The organism is Acinetobacter sp., from assembly GCF_050285345.1.
Lineage (GTDB): Bacteria > Pseudomonadota > Gammaproteobacteria > Pseudomonadales > Moraxellaceae > Acinetobacter.
In genome coordinates, this window is the sequence record NZ_JBLZXR010000132.1 from 1 (window position 1) to 16,546 (window position 16,546).

General features: G+C 41.0%; 13 protein-coding genes and 1 pseudogene. 12 read left to right on the forward strand and 2 right to left on the reverse strand.

Annotated elements, in window-relative coordinates:
* Positions 1 to 72: 72 nt before the first annotated feature.
* Positions 73 to 669 (forward strand): annotated as a pseudogene (locus ACN6OV_RS11595) (hypothetical protein); the annotation flags it as partial.
* 4 nt (positions 670 to 673) lie between these two features.
* Here ACN6OV_RS11595 and ACN6OV_RS11600 read toward each other — a convergent pair.
* Positions 674 to 1,528 carry an SDR family oxidoreductase gene (locus ACN6OV_RS11600; protein WP_427953107.1) on the reverse strand — a complete coding sequence of 285 codons (855 nt, stop codon included), beginning with the start codon at positions 1,526 to 1,528 and terminating at the stop codon, positions 674 to 676.
* Positions 1,529 to 1,641: 113 nt separating this feature from the next.
* Between ACN6OV_RS11600 and ACN6OV_RS11605 the strand changes: the two genes are divergently transcribed.
* The 3 genes from ACN6OV_RS11605 (at position 1,642) to proB (ending at position 4,615) form a co-directional block, all read left to right on the forward strand.
* Positions 1,642 to 2,016 (forward strand): winged helix-turn-helix transcriptional regulator, encoded by a 375-nt coding sequence (locus tag ACN6OV_RS11605; protein ID WP_427953109.1) that lies wholly within the window; start codon positions 1,642 to 1,644, stop codon positions 2,014 to 2,016.
* A gap of 210 nt (positions 2,017 to 2,226) precedes the next feature.
* Entirely contained in the window at positions 2,227 to 3,441 is a 1,215-nt protein-coding gene (cgtA, locus tag ACN6OV_RS11610) for an Obg family GTPase CgtA (RefSeq protein WP_427953111.1), read from the forward strand.
* A 40-nt stretch (positions 3,442 to 3,481) separates the two neighbouring features.
* Positions 3,482 to 4,615 (forward strand): glutamate 5-kinase, encoded by a 1,134-nt coding sequence (gene proB / locus ACN6OV_RS11615; RefSeq protein WP_427953113.1) that lies wholly within the window; start codon positions 3,482 to 3,484, stop codon positions 4,613 to 4,615.
* Positions 4,616 to 4,773: 158 nt separating this feature from the next.
* On the opposite strand, the gene ACN6OV_RS11620 is transcribed toward proB, so the two are convergent.
* Positions 4,774 to 5,478, reverse strand: coding sequence for an SIMPL domain-containing protein (locus tag ACN6OV_RS11620; RefSeq protein WP_427953115.1), 705 nt, complete (start codon positions 5,476 to 5,478; stop codon positions 4,774 to 4,776).
* Between the two features lie 481 nt (positions 5,479 to 5,959).
* Here ACN6OV_RS11620 and ACN6OV_RS11625 point away from each other — a divergent pair, with 481 nt between their 5' ends.
* The 8 genes from ACN6OV_RS11625 to sohB all read left to right on the forward strand — a co-directional run bounded on the left by ACN6OV_RS11625 (position 5,960) and on the right by sohB (position 16,323).
* Positions 5,960 to 7,333: a diaminobutyrate--2-oxoglutarate transaminase gene (locus ACN6OV_RS11625; RefSeq protein WP_427953117.1), complete on the forward strand. Its 1,374-nt coding sequence runs from the start codon at positions 5,960 to 5,962 to the stop codon at positions 7,331 to 7,333.
* A complete protein-coding gene (locus ACN6OV_RS11630) occupies positions 7,333 to 8,865 on the forward strand; it encodes a pyridoxal phosphate-dependent decarboxylase family protein (protein WP_427953119.1) in 1,533 nt (510 codons plus the stop codon). The genes ACN6OV_RS11625 and ACN6OV_RS11630 overlap by 1 nt, the downstream gene beginning before the upstream one ends.
* Before the next feature lie 520 nt (positions 8,866 to 9,385).
* Entirely contained in the window at positions 9,386 to 10,417 is a 1,032-nt protein-coding gene (locus ACN6OV_RS11635) for a substrate-binding domain-containing protein (RefSeq protein ID WP_427953121.1), read from the forward strand.
* Positions 10,418 to 10,517: 100 nt separating this feature from the next.
* The gene (gene pstC / locus ACN6OV_RS11640) at positions 10,518 to 11,897 is read left to right on the forward strand and encodes a phosphate ABC transporter permease subunit PstC (RefSeq protein ID WP_427953123.1); all 1,380 of its coding nucleotides are present in this window, start codon (positions 10,518 to 10,520) and stop codon (positions 11,895 to 11,897) included.
* On the forward strand, positions 11,894 to 13,285 hold the full coding sequence (gene pstA, locus ACN6OV_RS11645) for a phosphate ABC transporter permease PstA (protein ID WP_427953125.1): 1,392 nt from the start codon (positions 11,894 to 11,896) through the stop codon (positions 13,283 to 13,285). The genes pstC and pstA overlap by 4 nt, the downstream gene beginning before the upstream one ends.
* Before the next feature lie 13 nt (positions 13,286 to 13,298).
* Entirely contained in the window at positions 13,299 to 14,222 is a 924-nt protein-coding gene (gene pstB, locus ACN6OV_RS11650) for a phosphate ABC transporter ATP-binding protein PstB (protein ID WP_427953127.1), read from the forward strand.
* 207 nt (positions 14,223 to 14,429) lie between these two features.
* Complete coding sequence (locus ACN6OV_RS11655; protein ID WP_427953129.1) at positions 14,430 to 15,092, forward strand: IS1595 family transposase; 663 nt, start codon at positions 14,430 to 14,432, stop codon at positions 15,090 to 15,092.
* Positions 15,093 to 15,360: 268 nt separating this feature from the next.
* Entirely contained in the window at positions 15,361 to 16,323 is a 963-nt protein-coding gene (gene sohB, locus ACN6OV_RS11660) for a protease SohB (RefSeq protein WP_427953131.1), read from the forward strand.
* Positions 16,324 to 16,546: the final 223 nt, after the last annotated feature.

Here is a 16,546-nt window from a genome sequence, read left to right on the forward strand (position 1 = left end):
ACCTAATGAGTTAGCAACTGAGTTGTGGAACATCATTAGATAAAATTAAGTATAAATCTGCTAGTCTAGAGCCTAAATATTTATGCTTCGATGCAGGTACATGCAAATCATGCCGATATTCAATTATCCCATTCATTGCCGACCAAAATTTCTGTGGGCAATTATTTACAAACCCAGTCCATTGGTACTTTAGAGACTCAAATTGACTTGGACCGTCAGCTACAATTACCTTTAAAAGGAAAATATTTGGCGAATCTTCAATTTAGCGTTGAAGTGCCCATTGCTGTGAATATTGATTATCTGACCAAAATTAAAATTAATCAGACTATGCCTTTAGAAGCCACAACAGATTTGGTGGTTAAAAATGAATTAGTACCGAAACTGCCGTTAAAAATAGATATTCCAATCCAGTTGGATGTGCCATTTCATTTAAAGCAAAGCTATCAGCTTCCAGTTCGAATTAATTTTAATGGGCCTGTGCATTTGCAGTTTAATGAAATGGTGGGTTTGCATGTGGTACACAAATTTGCACCACAGTTAAAACTGAATGATCCGATGACCATGCGAAAAATCGCCAGTTTTAATGCAACCATGTATAACGCAGAGCGGAATACCAAGGCTAATCTCAATATGAAGATGGATTTACCACTGAAAAATCTGCGTCCTTAGTCGCTCAGTGAAAGGCTGCTTTTACCGCCTCTTGAAGCGAAGTGGTTGGATGACCAATCAGCTGTTCAAGGGTTTTATCTATACTGTACATGGCACCCTCAGCAGTATGTAGATCGGCATCGACAATCACATCCACCAAACTTTTAGGCAAGCCAGCTTGTAAAAGTCTTTGGGTATAATCGGCCGCCGAGAGATTTTGATAATGAACAGCTTTACCTGAAAGCTCTGTTATGGTTTGGGCTAAGTCTGTTAGCGTAAAACTTTCAGAGCTGGCCAGTTCATAGGTTTTATTCTCATGACCAGTGCTTGTAAGCACTTTTGCCGCAGCTTCAGCATAGTTAGCACGGGTCGCAGCATTGATTCGACCTTGTTGAGCAGCACCCAATAAAGTGCCTGTTTCGATAACATGAGCAATCGCAGTTAAATAATTTTCGATATACCAATTGTTGCGTAAAAAAGTATAGCTTAAACCACTGGCTTGAATCAGATTTTCAGTTTCACGGTGTTCTTGAGATAACCCTAATTTTGATGTATTGGCACGTAATAAACTGGTGTAAGCGATATAAGGTACATGCGCGGCTTTGGCAGCATCAATCACAGCTTTATGTTGTGGTGTGCGACGGCCAACCTCATTGGCAGAAATCAGTAGCAATTTATCAATACCGTGCAAAGCAGGGAGCAATGTTTCTGGCACATCATAATCAAAGTGACGGACTTCAATACCTTGTAATTTTAAGTCAACGGCTTTTTCTGGAGAACGTACCAAAGCGATAATATTGGCTGCTGCTTGTTCTTTGAGTAAATAGTGAATGACCAATTGTCCAAGTTGGCCTGTCGCACCTGTAATTGCAATTTTCATTTTCAAACCCTTTTTGTTGAATAAATGATCTTGATGGATAAATCTTAATCTGATAACTTACTAAATGTAAGTACATGCCAAAAAGTAAGTTAATGGCTTGAGGGAAAGAATTAATGAATGCCTATGCGACAAGTAAATTGCTTGGACAAGTTTTATCCACAAATTGTCCATCACGTGAAATATTGGAACACCTCACTAATAAATGGTCTGTGCTCGTATTACGATGCTTAACGGAAGGTGTGCATCGTTTTAGTGAGTTAAAGCAGCGTATAGAAGGGGTGAGTGAAAAAATGCTCGCGCAAACTTTAAAAATGTTGGAGCGAGATGGTTTTATCTTGCGCACGGTTTATCCGGTTGTGCCGCCGAAAGTGGAATATCAACTGACCATGACTGGTTCGCAAGCTGCCGAAAAATTGATGTATTTGATTGGGTGGATTGAAAAGAGTTTGCCTGACATTGCCGAAGCCAAAGAAAATGCACGTAAATAGCTCATTTTTATTCTTAAAAGTCAGCTCTATGTCATTCATAAATTTTTAATACACATAGAATAATTTTCAAAAAATGCTAGGCGTGTCGAAAAAGATCGTTCAATGCTGAAGATGAATGGCATTTATAGGATTACTGAATAATATTATTCGAGAAATTCTTTAAAATATGGCAGAATAAGCGGTTTTAAAGTTTTTAGAGGATTGGCAAACATGCGCTTTGTTGATGAAGCAGTCATTACCGTAGAGGCTGGCGACGGTGGCAATGGCGTAGCCAGTTTTCGCCGTGAAAAATTCGTACCATTTGGTGGTCCAGATGGTGGTGATGGTGGGCGTGGCGGTAATGTATTTGTACAAGCCGACAACGACACAAGTACCCTTGTAGATTATCGTTATACACGTAAATTCCGTGCAGAACGTGCTAAAAATGGCCGCGGTGCGAACTGCTCAGGCCGTGGCGGTGAAGATACCGTATTGCTCGTTCCAGTGGGCACAACAATTGTAGATACAGAATCTGGCGATATCATCGGCGACTTAGTGGCTGACGGTCAGCGTGTGTTAGTGGCAGCAGGTGGTGAAGGTGGTTTGGGGAATACTCACTTCAAATCTTCAACCAACCGTTCTCCACGTAAATGTACACACGGCACAAAAGGTGAATTCCGTGAAATTCGCCTTGAATTAAAAGTACTTGCAGATGTAGGTCTGTTGGGTATGCCAAATGCGGGCAAATCAACCTTTATCCGTGCAGTTTCAGCCGCAAAACCAAAAGTGGCAGATTATCCATTTACTACCATGGTGCCTAACCTTGGCGTGGTTGACGCTGACAGCCATCGTTCATTCGTGATGGCGGATATTCCGGGGCTAATCGAAGGTGCGGCAGAAGGTGCAGGTTTAGGTATTCGCTTCCTGAAACATTTGGCACGTACCCGTATTTTATTGCACATTGTCGATGTTCAGCCAATTGATGGTTCTGACCCTGCGTACAATGCCAAAGCGATTTTGGAAGAGTTGAAAAAATTCTCTCCAACACTTTCAAAATTACCCATTGTATTGGTACTGAACAAAGTCGATCAATTGGCAGATGATACACGTGAAGAATGGTGTGATCACATTCTGGCTGAATTGAAATGGGAAGGCCCAGTCTTTAAAACTTCAGGTTTAACCTTTGAAGGCACTAAAGATGTGGTGTACTACTTGATGGATCAGATTGAACAACAACGCGAACGTGAAGTTGAAGATCCTGAATATGCAGCAGAAATGAAAGAATTCCGTGATCAGCTTGAAGCTGAAACGCGTGAGCAAACGATTGCTGCGAAAGAAGCATATCGTGAAATGCGCCGTCAACAACGTCTAGCAGGTCAAGGTGAAGACTTTGATGATGAAGATGATGATGGTGAAGATGAAGCAGAATCGTACTACGTACGTTAATTGCTGAAGAAGAGTCAAAGCAAATAAGTCTGAGGACAAGATGATAGAAGTGGTAGATGGGCAACGTCAGCTCAAGGGTTGTAAACGTATCGTTGTTAAAATCGGATCATCTCTACTCACAGCAAACGGAAAAGGGTTAGATCTGGACGCGATATCGCATTGGGCGGGTCAAATTGCAGAACTACACAATGCAGGACACGAGATCATTCTTGTGTCTTCCGGAGCTGTGGCTGAGGGGATGGTGCGGATGAATTTGGACAGCCGACCCACCGATCTACCCAGTCTACAAGCTTGTGCAGCCATTGGTCAGATGGGCCTCATTCATACTTGGTCGAGTGTATTGGAACAACGTTCTATCCGCACGGCTCAAGTATTGTTAACCCATGATGATTTGGCTGATCGTCGCCGTTATTTGAACTCATGTGATGCGTTGCAACACTTGATCGACTGGCGTGTCATTCCAGTCATCAATGAAAATGACACGGTATCGACCGATGAAATTCGCTTTGGTGATAACGATACTTTGGCGGCGATGGTTGCTGGTCAAGTACATGCAGACTTGTTAGTGATTTTAACCGACCAAGAAGGCATGTTTGACTCAGACCCACGTTCGAATCCAGATGCAAAACTGTTCCATACGGTTCGTGCCATGGATGAAACCTTGTTCGATATGGCTGGTGGTGGTGGTAAATTTGGTCGTGGTGGTATGTTGACCAAAGTTCGCGCAGCGCGTTTGGCGGCAAAGTCAGGTTGTCCAACTGTGATTGCCAGTGGTGATAGCGATAATGTGCTGTCACGGGTGATGGCAGGTGAGTTACTGGGTACGTTATTTATTACCGATAATGACCGCGTAACAGCACATCAGCAATGGTTAGCAGCACACTTGCAAACCGCAGGTCGTCTGGTGATTGATGATGGTGCAGTGAAAGCGATTCGTGATAATCACCGGAGTCTATTGCCTGTTGGTGTGAAAGCAATTGAAGGACATTTTGAACGTGGTGATGTTGTGGAATGCGTCGATACAGCAGGACATCGCGTAGCTGTCGGTCGGGTCAACTTTAGTTCACGCTCTGCTGAAATCGTCAAAGGTTTGGCTTCAGACAAAGTTCATCAAGTGTTGGGTGAAGCACGATCTCTTGAAATGATTCATCGTAATCACATGGCGATCTATTAATTCAAATTTAAAAAAAACAGCTCTTCGGAGCTGTTTTTTTTGATTCAATTTTTGATTCGGTCAAAATAAGAGTCTAGACAGTTAATAGACTCTTAAATTTTTATCATAGGTAAAATAAAACCGTGCTTGTACACGGTCTTATCTGAACAGTGAAATAATTATTTAAACTGAATCGCACCATTCGCATTGACAGAAATTTTAGATTCACCGCCTACCATGGCTTGTTCTGCAACCATATCTGCTGGAGCTGCTGCTTTCATCATCGAGATGCGTGGTGAAATTGGGTTGCTGTAATTGTTGGTATTTAAATTAAGATTCACCAAATTATAGCCAGATTTGTTCCATGCTTGAGTCAAAGCTTGAGCACGTTGCTGGAAGTTTTTAGAGGCTTCGACCATCAGTTCATTTTCAACTTTTTTACGCTGTGCATCAGATACAGAGAAGTTGATGGATTGAGTTTGGAAGTTTTGCTGCAATTCGCTGATTAATTGACTCGCAGCTTTAAAGTCGGTGCTTTCAAGGCGAATTTCGGCACGACCACGCCATTCTTTCAGCTTTCGGTTGTCATTGTCATAAATGGGATAAGTCGTTTGTGAGCCTGTTTCAATTTTCACCATCGGGTATTTACGCGAAGTGTTGACCGCTTGAGTCATCAATTGATTGATTTGTGTAGCAAGTTCAGCAGGCTGTTTATTGGACTTTTCAATGTATAAAACAGCATTCATTTCATCATTAGATACTTGTCGTGTTGCGTCTGACTGAATGTTTACTAAGTTATAATTGAGAGGGTCTGCTGCCTGAGCAAGAATGGGTAAGCTCAGACTAGATGCTAAAAATACAGTTGATAAGATAATTTTACGCATTATTTGACCTATTCTTCTTTAAAATTGCTAATTTAGCCGATTTCTACATCTTAAAATGTGAATGTGATGGATTAAAGGAAAATATGTGGTGAGATTGTAATTTTTTGAACAAAAAATCAAAAGTAAATAATCATTTAAATATTTAATAATCAAATGGTTAAATGTTTATTTAAATGAAGTTTACAATAATCACTCATAAGTTTTAAAAAAGCCTAAAATAAAGGGCTTTTCTTTGTTTTGTCACAGAGTAAGATGATAATTCAGGCTATTGATAAGACTGATGTGTTTATTTGCAGAATTATCCTTTTATTTGATCATAAAAGTGATTTATTTTTTTGAAAAAGACTGTATCATCCGCCGTCTAGTTAGCCATTACACAAAGAGCTCTTAAAACTAACTGGAATCTATAAAGCACCGAGTCAAAGGACCGCAAGTCACCCGACTTATTTCTTTCAACCCATATCAGAGATGGTAATTCGATATGAGCGTTTCTTCTGTAAATCCTGCCACTAATTCTACTAACGAATACTACCTGACTCGCCAAAGTCAGATGGAATCCAATGTTCGTAGCTATCCACGTAAACTTCCACTTGCGATAGCCAAAGCGTTAGGCTGCTGGGTTACTGATGTTGAAGGTACAGAGTACCTCGATTGTTTAGCTGGGGCAGGGACACTGGCATTAGGCCATAATCACCCTGCGGTCATTCAAAGTATCCAAGACACACTTGCAAGTGGACTCTCATTGCATACTTTGGATTTAACAACGCCTTTAAAAGATGCCTTCACTGAAGCACTACTTGAGCAATTACCGGGTGGTAAAGAAGAGTATTGCCTCCAGTTCTGTGGTCCATCTGGTGCAGATGGTACAGAGGCAGCAATTAAATTAGCAAAAACCTACACTGGTCGTAGTTCAGTAATCAGCTTCTCAGGTGGTTACCATGGTATGACTCACGGTTCTTTAGCCATGACAGGTAACTTGTCAGCGAAGAATGCAGTGAATGGCTTAATGCCAGGTGTACAATTTATGCCATATCCGCATGAATACCGTTGCCCATTGGGTATTGGCGGTGAAGCGGGTGTTGATGCATTAACTTATTATTTCGAAAACTTCATTGAAGATGTCGAGAGCGGTGTAACTAAACCAGCAGCTGTGATTCTTGAAGCGATTCAAGGTGAAGGTGGTGTTGTTACTGCACCAGTAAAATGGTTAAAGAAAATCCGCGAAGTCACTGAAAAGCACAACATCGTATTGATTTTGGATGAAGTTCAAGCAGGCTTTGGTCGTTCAGGTAAAATGTTTGCGTTCGAACATGCAGGGATTGAACCAGACGTAGTGGTTATGTCTAAAGCAGTGGGTGGTAGCTTACCGCTTGCAGTGTTAGGTATTAAACGTAAGTTTGATGCATGGCAACCAGCGGGTCACACCGGTACTTTCCGTGGTAACCAGCTTGCGATGGGTACTGGTCTTGCAACGATCAAAACCATTAAAGAACAAAACTTGGCGCAAAACGCGCAAGAGCGTGGTGATTTCCTTCAAGCTGAAATGAAAAAATTAGCGGTGGAATTCCCATGTATCGGTAACGTACGCGGCCGTGGTTTGATGATTGGTATTGAAATCGTAGATGAACGCCAAAAAGCAGATCACATGGGGTCTTTACCGGGTGATTCTCAATTGGCAGCAGCGATTCAAGCAGCATGCTTTAACAACAAATTGTTGTTAGAAAAAGGTGGTCGTAATGGCACAGTCATTCGTTTACTTTGCCCATTGATCATTAATCAAGCTGAATGTAAAGAAGTGATTGTCCGCTTCAAAAAAGCACTTGCTGAAGCTCTAGTTGCAGTTCGAGGCGCGTAATGGTTGATTTTGCAGAACATCGTAAAGCGTTATTCTGCAATGATGCACAATCCATTGCTGATTACCAGTCAGCAATGGGCGAAGCGGTAAAAGCCGTTTCTGCATGGTTGCAAAATGACAAAATGTACACTGGCGGTAGCATCAAAGAGCTTCGCAGTGCAATTGCATTTAATCCTTCTAAAGAAGGCATGGGTGTACAAAAATCGCTAGATCGTATGGTTGAGCTTTTCCTTAACAAAAGCTTAAAAGTACATCACCCACATTCACTTGCGCATTTGCATTGTCCAACCATGGTGACGAGTCAAATCGCGGAGGTGTTAATTAATGCAACAAACCAATCGATGGACTCATGGGATCAAAGCCCAGCAGGTTCATTGATGGAAGTGCAGTTAATTGATTGGCTGCGTCAAAAAGTTGGTTACGGTGCAGGTCAAGCAGGTGTATTCACCTCTGGCGGTACACAGTCAAACTTAATGGGCGTTTTGCTTGCACGTGATGCATGTATTGCTAAAAACTGGAAAGACGAAAACGGCAATCTGTGGTCGGTTCAGCGTGATGGCGTGCCAAATGAGGCGATGCGCAACGTTAAAGTCATTTGTTCTGAAAATGCGCATTTCTCTGTGCAAAAGAACATGGCGATGATGGGCATGGGCTTCCAATCTGTTGTGACTGTTCCAGTCGATGCAAATGCACGCATGGACATGGACGCGCTTGAAAAAACCATGGCGCACCTTCAGTCTGAAGGCAAAATTGTGGCATGTGTGGTGGCGACTGCAGGTACCACTGATGCAGGCGCGATTGATCCATTGAAAGAAATTCGTGAAATCACCAACAAATATGGCGCGTGGATGCACATCGACGCAGCATGGGGTGGTGCACTGATTCTTTCAAATGACTATCGTTCAATGTTAGATGGTATCGAGTTGTCTGACTCAGTAACACTGGATTTCCATAAGCATTATTTCCAAACGATTTCATGTGGCGCATTCTTGCTGAAAGACGAAGCGAACTACCGTTTCATGCATTATGAAGCTGAGTATCTAAACTCGGCTTATGATGAAGAGCATGGTGTTCCAAACTTGGTGTCTAAGTCATTGCAAACTACGCGCCGTTTTGATGCGTTGAAATTGTGGATGACGGTTGAAGCACTTGGTGAAGAACTTTACGGTTCGATGATTGACCACGGTGTGAAATTGACACGTGATGTTGCAGATTATATTAATGCAACTGATGGTCTGGAAATGTTGGTCGATCCGCAATTTGCATCGGTCTTGTTCCGTGTAGTGCCAGCAGGTTATCCAGCTGAATTGCTGGATACGTTGAACCAAAACGTTGCAGATGAATTGTTTGCGCGTGGTGAAGCGAATATTGGTGTGACTAAAGTGGGTCAGGTTCAGTCTTTGAAAATGACCACTTTAAGTCCAGTTGCGACCTTAGATAACGTGAAGAACTTGCTTGCATTGGTGCTTGCAGAAGCGGATCGTATCAAAGGCCCAATCGCAGATGGTACATATACACCTGCAATTGATTAATTGATTGTGAGTGTGAGAAGAGGAGACCGAATGGTCTCCTTTTTATTTTTTGGGTTTTTAGTGGATTTTTTTAAGTCCTTATTGGGATAAAAAGGCAGTGAAATGAGTCTAAAATAATCTTGTCTTCATCGTTTGTGATTTTTAAATATGGAGAGATCAGCAATACGGATAAAAAAATCGCGATTATTTTTAATTTTTTAGTCATATTATTTCGACATTTTTTAAATTTTAATGCGGATTAATAAGGTTTTATGGCAATGAATGAAGACAAAATATGACAATGAAATGAAATATTACCAATTTAAAAGAAGATTTAAATCAAAAATATACTTTGATAAATTTTATTACACATTGAAAATTAAGAAATTATTTTTGAATCAAAGAGCACTCATTAATTATCATCAAAGCGTCATAAAGATGTAACCTAATTGTCATACTCTAAAATCAAAATGCAGATATCGAAAAAGTACAAGACTTTATAAAAAGTGGCGTACTCCAATAAATGCATCAATAAAGAGAGATGAGAATGCGCTTAAATCATATTGCACTTGCTGTAGCAATTACTGGGGCAACTGTAGCAACGACTGCAAACGCAGCTCGTGACACGATTCAGATTGCTGGTTCTTCAACTGTATTGCCATACGCAAGTATTGTTGCAGAAGAGTTTGGTAACACATTCCCACAATTTAAAGCGCCAGTTGTTGGTTCAGGTGGTACTTCAGGTGGTTTAAAACAATTTTGTAATGGCGTTGGTGACAATACCATCGATATTGCAAACGCTTCTCGTAAAATTAAAGATACAGAACTTGCTGCTTGTAAAAAAGCGGGTGTAAACCAAGTTCTTGAAATTAAAGTCGGTTATGACGGTATTGTATTTGCCTCAAATGCAAAAAAAGCAGCATTTAAACTTCGTCCACAACACGTTTATGCAGCACTAGCAGCTGAATTACCATCAAAAGGTAAAATGGTTGCAAACCCATACACACGTTGGAATCAAATCGATCCAACACTGCCAAATGAAGCGATCACTTTGGTGATTCCAGCATCGAATCACGGTACGCGTGAAGTGTTCCAAGAGAGAATGGTGGATGCGGGCTGTGAAACATATGCAGCGATCAAAGCGCTTGATAAAGATGCACAAAAGAAAGCATGTTCAACCTTCCGTAAAGATGGTCGCGTTATTGAAATTGCAGGCGACTACACTGAAACTTTGGCACGCTTAAAAACCTCTCCAAATGCAGTAGGTGTATTTGGTTTAGGTTTCTATGATCAAAACCGTGACAAATTACGTGTAGCAACAGTGAACAACGTGGCGCCATCTGAGAAAACTATTCTAAATGGTTCTTACCCTGTATCACGTCCATTGTTCTTCTACGTGAAAGGCGAACACTTGAAATCAATCAAAGGCTTAAAAGAATACACAGAATTCTTCCTAAGCAAAAAAGTGTCAGGAAAAGGTTCTAAGCTTGAAAAAGCAGGTCTGATTTCAATGTCAGATAAAGAACGCGCAGCAGTTCTTGCAAACTTTAAAGCTGGTAAAGCAGTTAAATAATAGGAATAAAACAGCCGATGGCAGGGATGACCTGCCATCGGTTTTTTGCAAAGAAACAGTTTTTTCAACAATAGTGCGTTGAAAAAACAGTGGAGATTACATGAATCTGCTACTCATTGGTGTATTGCTCGCAATCATTGCAGTTGCTTATCAAGTTGGACTGACCAAAAGTCGTAAACTTGCAGGCAAAGGCAATAACTCAGCAATGCTACATTCAAGACCGGGTTACTATGGTGTCTTGGTCACGCTCTGGTGTGGAATTCCCGCTTTTCTAATTCTCATTGTGTGGAACTTAATTGAGCCAAGTATTTTTCAGCATGTTATTTTAAATAATGTCCCTGAAAATATTCGTTCAAGTTTAGATCCTGCAACGACCAGTGTGATGGTGGATCGAGTACAGGCGATTGCGTCAGGTTTTGGGGTTAGTGATACACCAGCTGCGTATGAACTTGCAGCAGCAGAACAATTAAAGAAAATTGAAAACATTGGTTCATTTGCAAAACTTGCAGTTGTGATTTGTGCGGCATTGATTGGTTTAGTGATGGCTAAACGCCGCATTGCAGAAAAATATCGTGCACGTAATCAAGTTGAAAAAGTGATTAATGTTGCCTTGGCTTTATGTTCAGGTGTCGCAATTCTGACAACAGTCGGTATTGTGATGTCGATGTTCAGTGAGGCGATGCGCTTTTTTAGCTTTGTCAGTCCATTGGACTTCTTCTTTGGCACTGAATGGAACCCAGGATTTAGTACCACGGGTAATGCAGAAGGCAGTTATGGCCTACTTCCATTACTGTGGGGAACTCTGATGGTCAGTGGTATCGCACTTTTGGTTGCGGTGCCTGTTGGTTTAATGATTGCGATTTATCTTGCCGAATATGCCAAACCAAGTTTCCGTTCATGGGCAAAGCCTGCGATTGAAGTTTTGGCTGGTATTCCGACCATTGTGTATGGTGTTTTTGCCTTAATGGTGATTGGCCCATTTGCCAAAGACTTTGGAGCAATGATTGGTTTAGATATTAATGCCACAAGTGCGCTGACCGCTGGCTTTGTCATGGGGATTATGATTATCCCGTTTGTATCCTCTTTGTCAGATGACATCATTACTCAAGTCCCACGTGCACTACGAGATGGTTCATTGGGGCTAGGAGCAACAAAATCAGAAACCATTCGACAAGTGGTGATTCCTGCGGCATTACCGGGGATTATCGGGGCATTCTTATTGGCAGCATCTCGTGCAATTGGTGAAACCATGATCGTGGTACTTGCAGCAGGGAACAGTCCATTGCTGCACATTAACCCACTTGAAGCCGTTTCGACTGTGACCATTACCATTGTCAACCAACTGACAGGTGATACAGACTTTGCCAGCCCGCAAGCATTGGTTGCCTTTGCCCTTGGTTTGACACTCTTTGTGATCACTTTAGGCCTGAATATTGTTGCACTGTACATTGTGCGTAAATACCGTGAGCAATACGAATGAGTACGACAAATACATCCAATATGGATCAAGGTTTTGATCCACAAGCTGCCGAAGCGCTGCGTGAGAAACGTAAAAAAATCATCGAAAGCTCACTGGCAAAACGTCATCGTAAAGAAAAAACTTTCCGTGTACTGGGCTTTAGTGCTGTAGTGACAGGTCTACTGTTTGTTGTTTTGCTCTTCGGCAGTATTTTAGCCAAAGGTTTACCGGCATTCTGGCAAAGCAGCATGACTGTACCAGTGTATTTTGATCCTGCCATTGTGAATGTTGGTGCGAAGCCTGTACAAAAACAAGGGGAATCCCCAGCACAGTATCAAGAGCGTTACATCGCTTGGCAAACTGAAATGGGGATAGTGGATTGGGATGCATTGATCGTAAATGGCATCATTGCCAAAGATTCTGCGATTGCATCGCAACGTGATGACTTAAATAGCCTTTACACCAGCTCAGAAGCCTATCGCCTACGTGATATGGTGCTTGAAGATCCATCGTTAATTGGTAAAAAGCAGGACTTGAAAATTCTTGCAGATGCCAATGTCGATGTATGGCTAGCAGGAAATATTGACCGTAGCCTGCCAGATGAGCAGCAACAGTTGAGTCCTGAAGTTCGTCAGCTTGCAGACAAATTAAAAGCAGACGGTGTGATAAACAGCACCTTTAATACGGATATCTTTACAAATCCGGACTCACGTAGTTCACCTGCAACTTCAGGGCTTGCTGGTGCATTTATGGGTTCATTGTTTATGATGTTGATTGTGATCTTGATTGCGATCCCAATCGGTGTAGCATCTGCGATCTACCTTGAAGAATTTGCACCTAAAAACTGGATCACTGATGTGATTGAAGTGAACATTAACAATCTTGCAGCAGTTCCTTCAATTGTCTTTGGTTTGTTGGGTGCGGCGATCTTTATTGGCTGGATGCACATGCCATTATCTGCACCTGTGGTTGGTGGTTTGGTTCTGAGTTTAATGACTTTACCAACGGTAATTATTACCACTCGTGCATCACTTAAAGCTGTACCACCTTCGATTCGTCAAGCTGCGCTCGGTTTGGGGGCTTCACGTATACAAACCGTATTTCACCATGTATTACCACTCGCATTACCGGGGATCTTAACCGGCGGGATCATTGGTGTTGCACAGGCTTTAGGTGAAACAGCACCATTATTATTGATTGGTATGAGTGCCTTTGTGGCCAGTGTACCTGCTACACCATTAGATCAATCGACTGCCTTACCTGTACAAATTTTCTTATGGCAAGGTAATGAATTACGTAACTTCTTTGAAGCACGTACTTCGGCAGCAATCATTGTACTTCTTGCTCTCATGATCAGCCTAAATAGTTTAGCGATCTGGTTACGTAAGAAATTTGAAGTACGCTGGTAAGAGAGAGCATGATATGAATACAGTCGCTACATCTAAAAAGAATTCCTTAGATCAGGATAAGTCCGTGAATCAAGAACACACCCAATTTACTTCTGCTCAAGGCAGTCAAACGCAAACGTCGACATCGTTCGTTTCACAGTTCGATACACAAGCAAGTCCAAAGAAAGATGAAAAATCGACCAGTGTAAAAATCAGCACCAATGATGTGCATGTTTACTATGGCGAAACGGAAGCGATTAAAGGCATTGATCTCAACATTTATGAAAATGAAGTAATTGCTTTCATTGGTCCGTCAGGTTGCGGTAAGTCAACATTTTTACGGACTTTAAACCGTATGAATGACACGATCGACTCGTGTCGTGTTACTGGCAACGTGATGTTGGATAACCAAGACATTTATGATCCAAATTTGGATGTGGTGTTATTGCGTGCCCAAGTGGGTATGGTGTTCCAAAAACCGAACCCATTTCCAAAGTCGATTTTTGATAACGTTGCTTATGGCCCGAAACTGCATGGTTTGGCACGTGACAAATATGACATGGAAGAAATTGTTGAAAATAGTTTGCGTAAAGCCGGTCTGTGGGATGAAGTGAAAGACCGTTTGAACCAACCGGGTACAGGTCTTTCTGGTGGTCAGCAACAGCGTTTATGTATTGCGCGTACCATTGCTGTTTCTCCTGAAGTGATTTTGATGGATGAACCGTGTTCTGCACTAGACCCAATTGCAACGGCAAAAGTGGAAGAATTAATTTCAGAGTTGTCGAATCAATACACCATTGCAATTGTGACGCACTCGATGCAGCAGGCCGCACGTGTATCTGATCGTACCGCTTATTTCCATTTGGGGGATTTGATTGAGGTGAACTCGACAGAAAAAGTCTTCACGCAGCCAGATCATCAATTGACTGAAGCCTATATTACGGGTCGTTTTGGTTAATATTTGTATTCATTCAAAAGTAATAAAAACAGAGTTTTAGAGCTCTGTTTTTTATGCTGGTTAAATTTAATTAGGCTCTAGACTAGCAGACTAGTTATGTTATAGCTAAATTCTAAAAATATCAGCACGTAAAAATACCTGTAAAATTCGATTCTTTAAGGTCTTTGGTGTACTGAAGAGTTAAGTAATCAGCTATAGTCTGTAATCATGATAAAAAACAGTAAATTAAGTCACTACAAGATTAAAAAAATCATTCAATGCTTTTGCATTGATATTCCCGCTTCTAAAACTGCATTATTACTTAATTTAAATCGCAATACGATCAACTATTGGTACATGCTTTTTAGGGAAGTCATTTATGGTCATCAAACAGATTTAAGAACTAAATTTGTAGGTTCTATTAAAGTGGATGAAAGTTATTTTGGCGCTAAACGACAACGTGGTTTTCATGGGAAGTTAAAACGTGGTCGTGGCACTTTAAAACAACCTGTATTTGGAATATTTGAACGGGATGGGCGTGTTTATACTGAAATCGTTCATGACTGTAAAATGAAGACTTTACAAAAGGTTATCTTAGGTAAGGTGGCACTAGAAAGCGTCATTTATAGTGATGGGTGGCGAGGCTATAATGGTCTAGTTGATGTTGGTTATTCAAAGCATTTCAGGGTAAATCACGGAGCAAATGAGTTTGCTAGAGGACAATGTCACATAAATGGAATAGAATCATTTTGGAGTTTCTGTAAACGAAGATTATCCAAGTTCAATGGTATCTCAAAAGACTATTTTGACTACCATCTGAAGGAGTCTGAATGGCGTTGGATGAGAGAACCTAATGAGTTAGCAACTGAGTTGTGGAACATCATTAGGTAAAATTAAGTGTAAATCTGCTAGTCTAGAGCCTTAATTATTTTGAATCGGCGAGCGGAAAGGAAGAAGTGCTTTAGGTGCGGCAGTATGGTCGAAGTTTGTGAGATCTTATTTGGGGTAATAATTTCTATTGTGATTTATTCTTGGGTTATGCCATATGTTTTATAAAGACAAAATTGCCCACAATAAGATGAATAAACACCATTGAAAAATACCGATATTGGCCTAATCTAGACTATATAAACCGAATTAAATTGAGAATAGATTTTCTATGTTATTTCATACCACCAAACTGCCTGCAGAAATTCGCATACATCATTTAAATGCGCGAATTAATGAACAAAGAAAAAAAATTGCTCAAACCACGGCATCTAAATTAGAACTTTTGCAATTAACTCAACAATTGTCAAAAGAAGCGCGTGCACGTAAAAAAAATAACCAAAAAGTATATGTCATCGATTTTAATGGCGATACAGCCGCTTCAGCAGTTGCAAGCCTGCGTGAAGAAATTACCCTAATTTTGGCAACGGCGAAAGCAGGTCGTGACCGTGTGGTACTTCGTTTAGAAAGTCCGGGCGGGATGGTGCATGGCTATGGTCTTGCTGCAGCACAATTGGTGCGTCTTCGTGATGCAGGCTTTCATCTCACTATTTGTGTGGATAAAGTGGCAGCCAGTGGCGGTTATATGATGGCATGTATTGGTTCAGAGATTATTTCTGCACCCTTTGCGATTGTGGGTTCTATTGGGGTTGTTGCACAAGTGCCGAATTTCAATCGATTGTTAAAAGAAAAGCATATCGATTTTGAACTGTACACAGCAGGAGAGTTCAAACGTACGGTGACGATGTTTGGTGAAAACACTGCAGAAGGTAAAGCGAAGTTTGAAGAAGAGCTGCAACAAACACATAACTTATTTAAGCACTTTGTTGAAAAATACCGCCCACAATTGAATGTTGAAAAAGTGGCAACCGGTGAGCACTGGTATGGTCAGGATGCACTTGATCTAAATCTGGTCGATAAATTGCAAACTTCAGATGAGTACTTGCTCGGTTTATTGGCTCAACATGAAGTTTATATGATTGAGACACGTAAAAAACCAACCTTAGGCGAAAAACTTGGGCTGCAAGCTGCGCAAGTCGCAGATACCTTAATTCCAACGGTGATGTCAAAAGTTATGGAATCCTTGGTGAAAGCAAATTCGAATTTATTGCAAATCAGAGATCCAAAACTTTAAGATTAAAAGGCCATTTTAAAATGGCCTTTTTTATTGTGCAGATAAGCCTTGAAATACTTTGATCAGATGAAAAACTCTACATCAGGGTTTGTTTGTTAAGCCTCAATTTGCTATTTTGTTTCACTGATGATGAATTCGTATTTTATGGGCTTTGTTGCACAAACCTATCTGTAAAGGCTTTTTCAGCGATATAATTTTCAAATGAAGAAGCCTACACACAAAA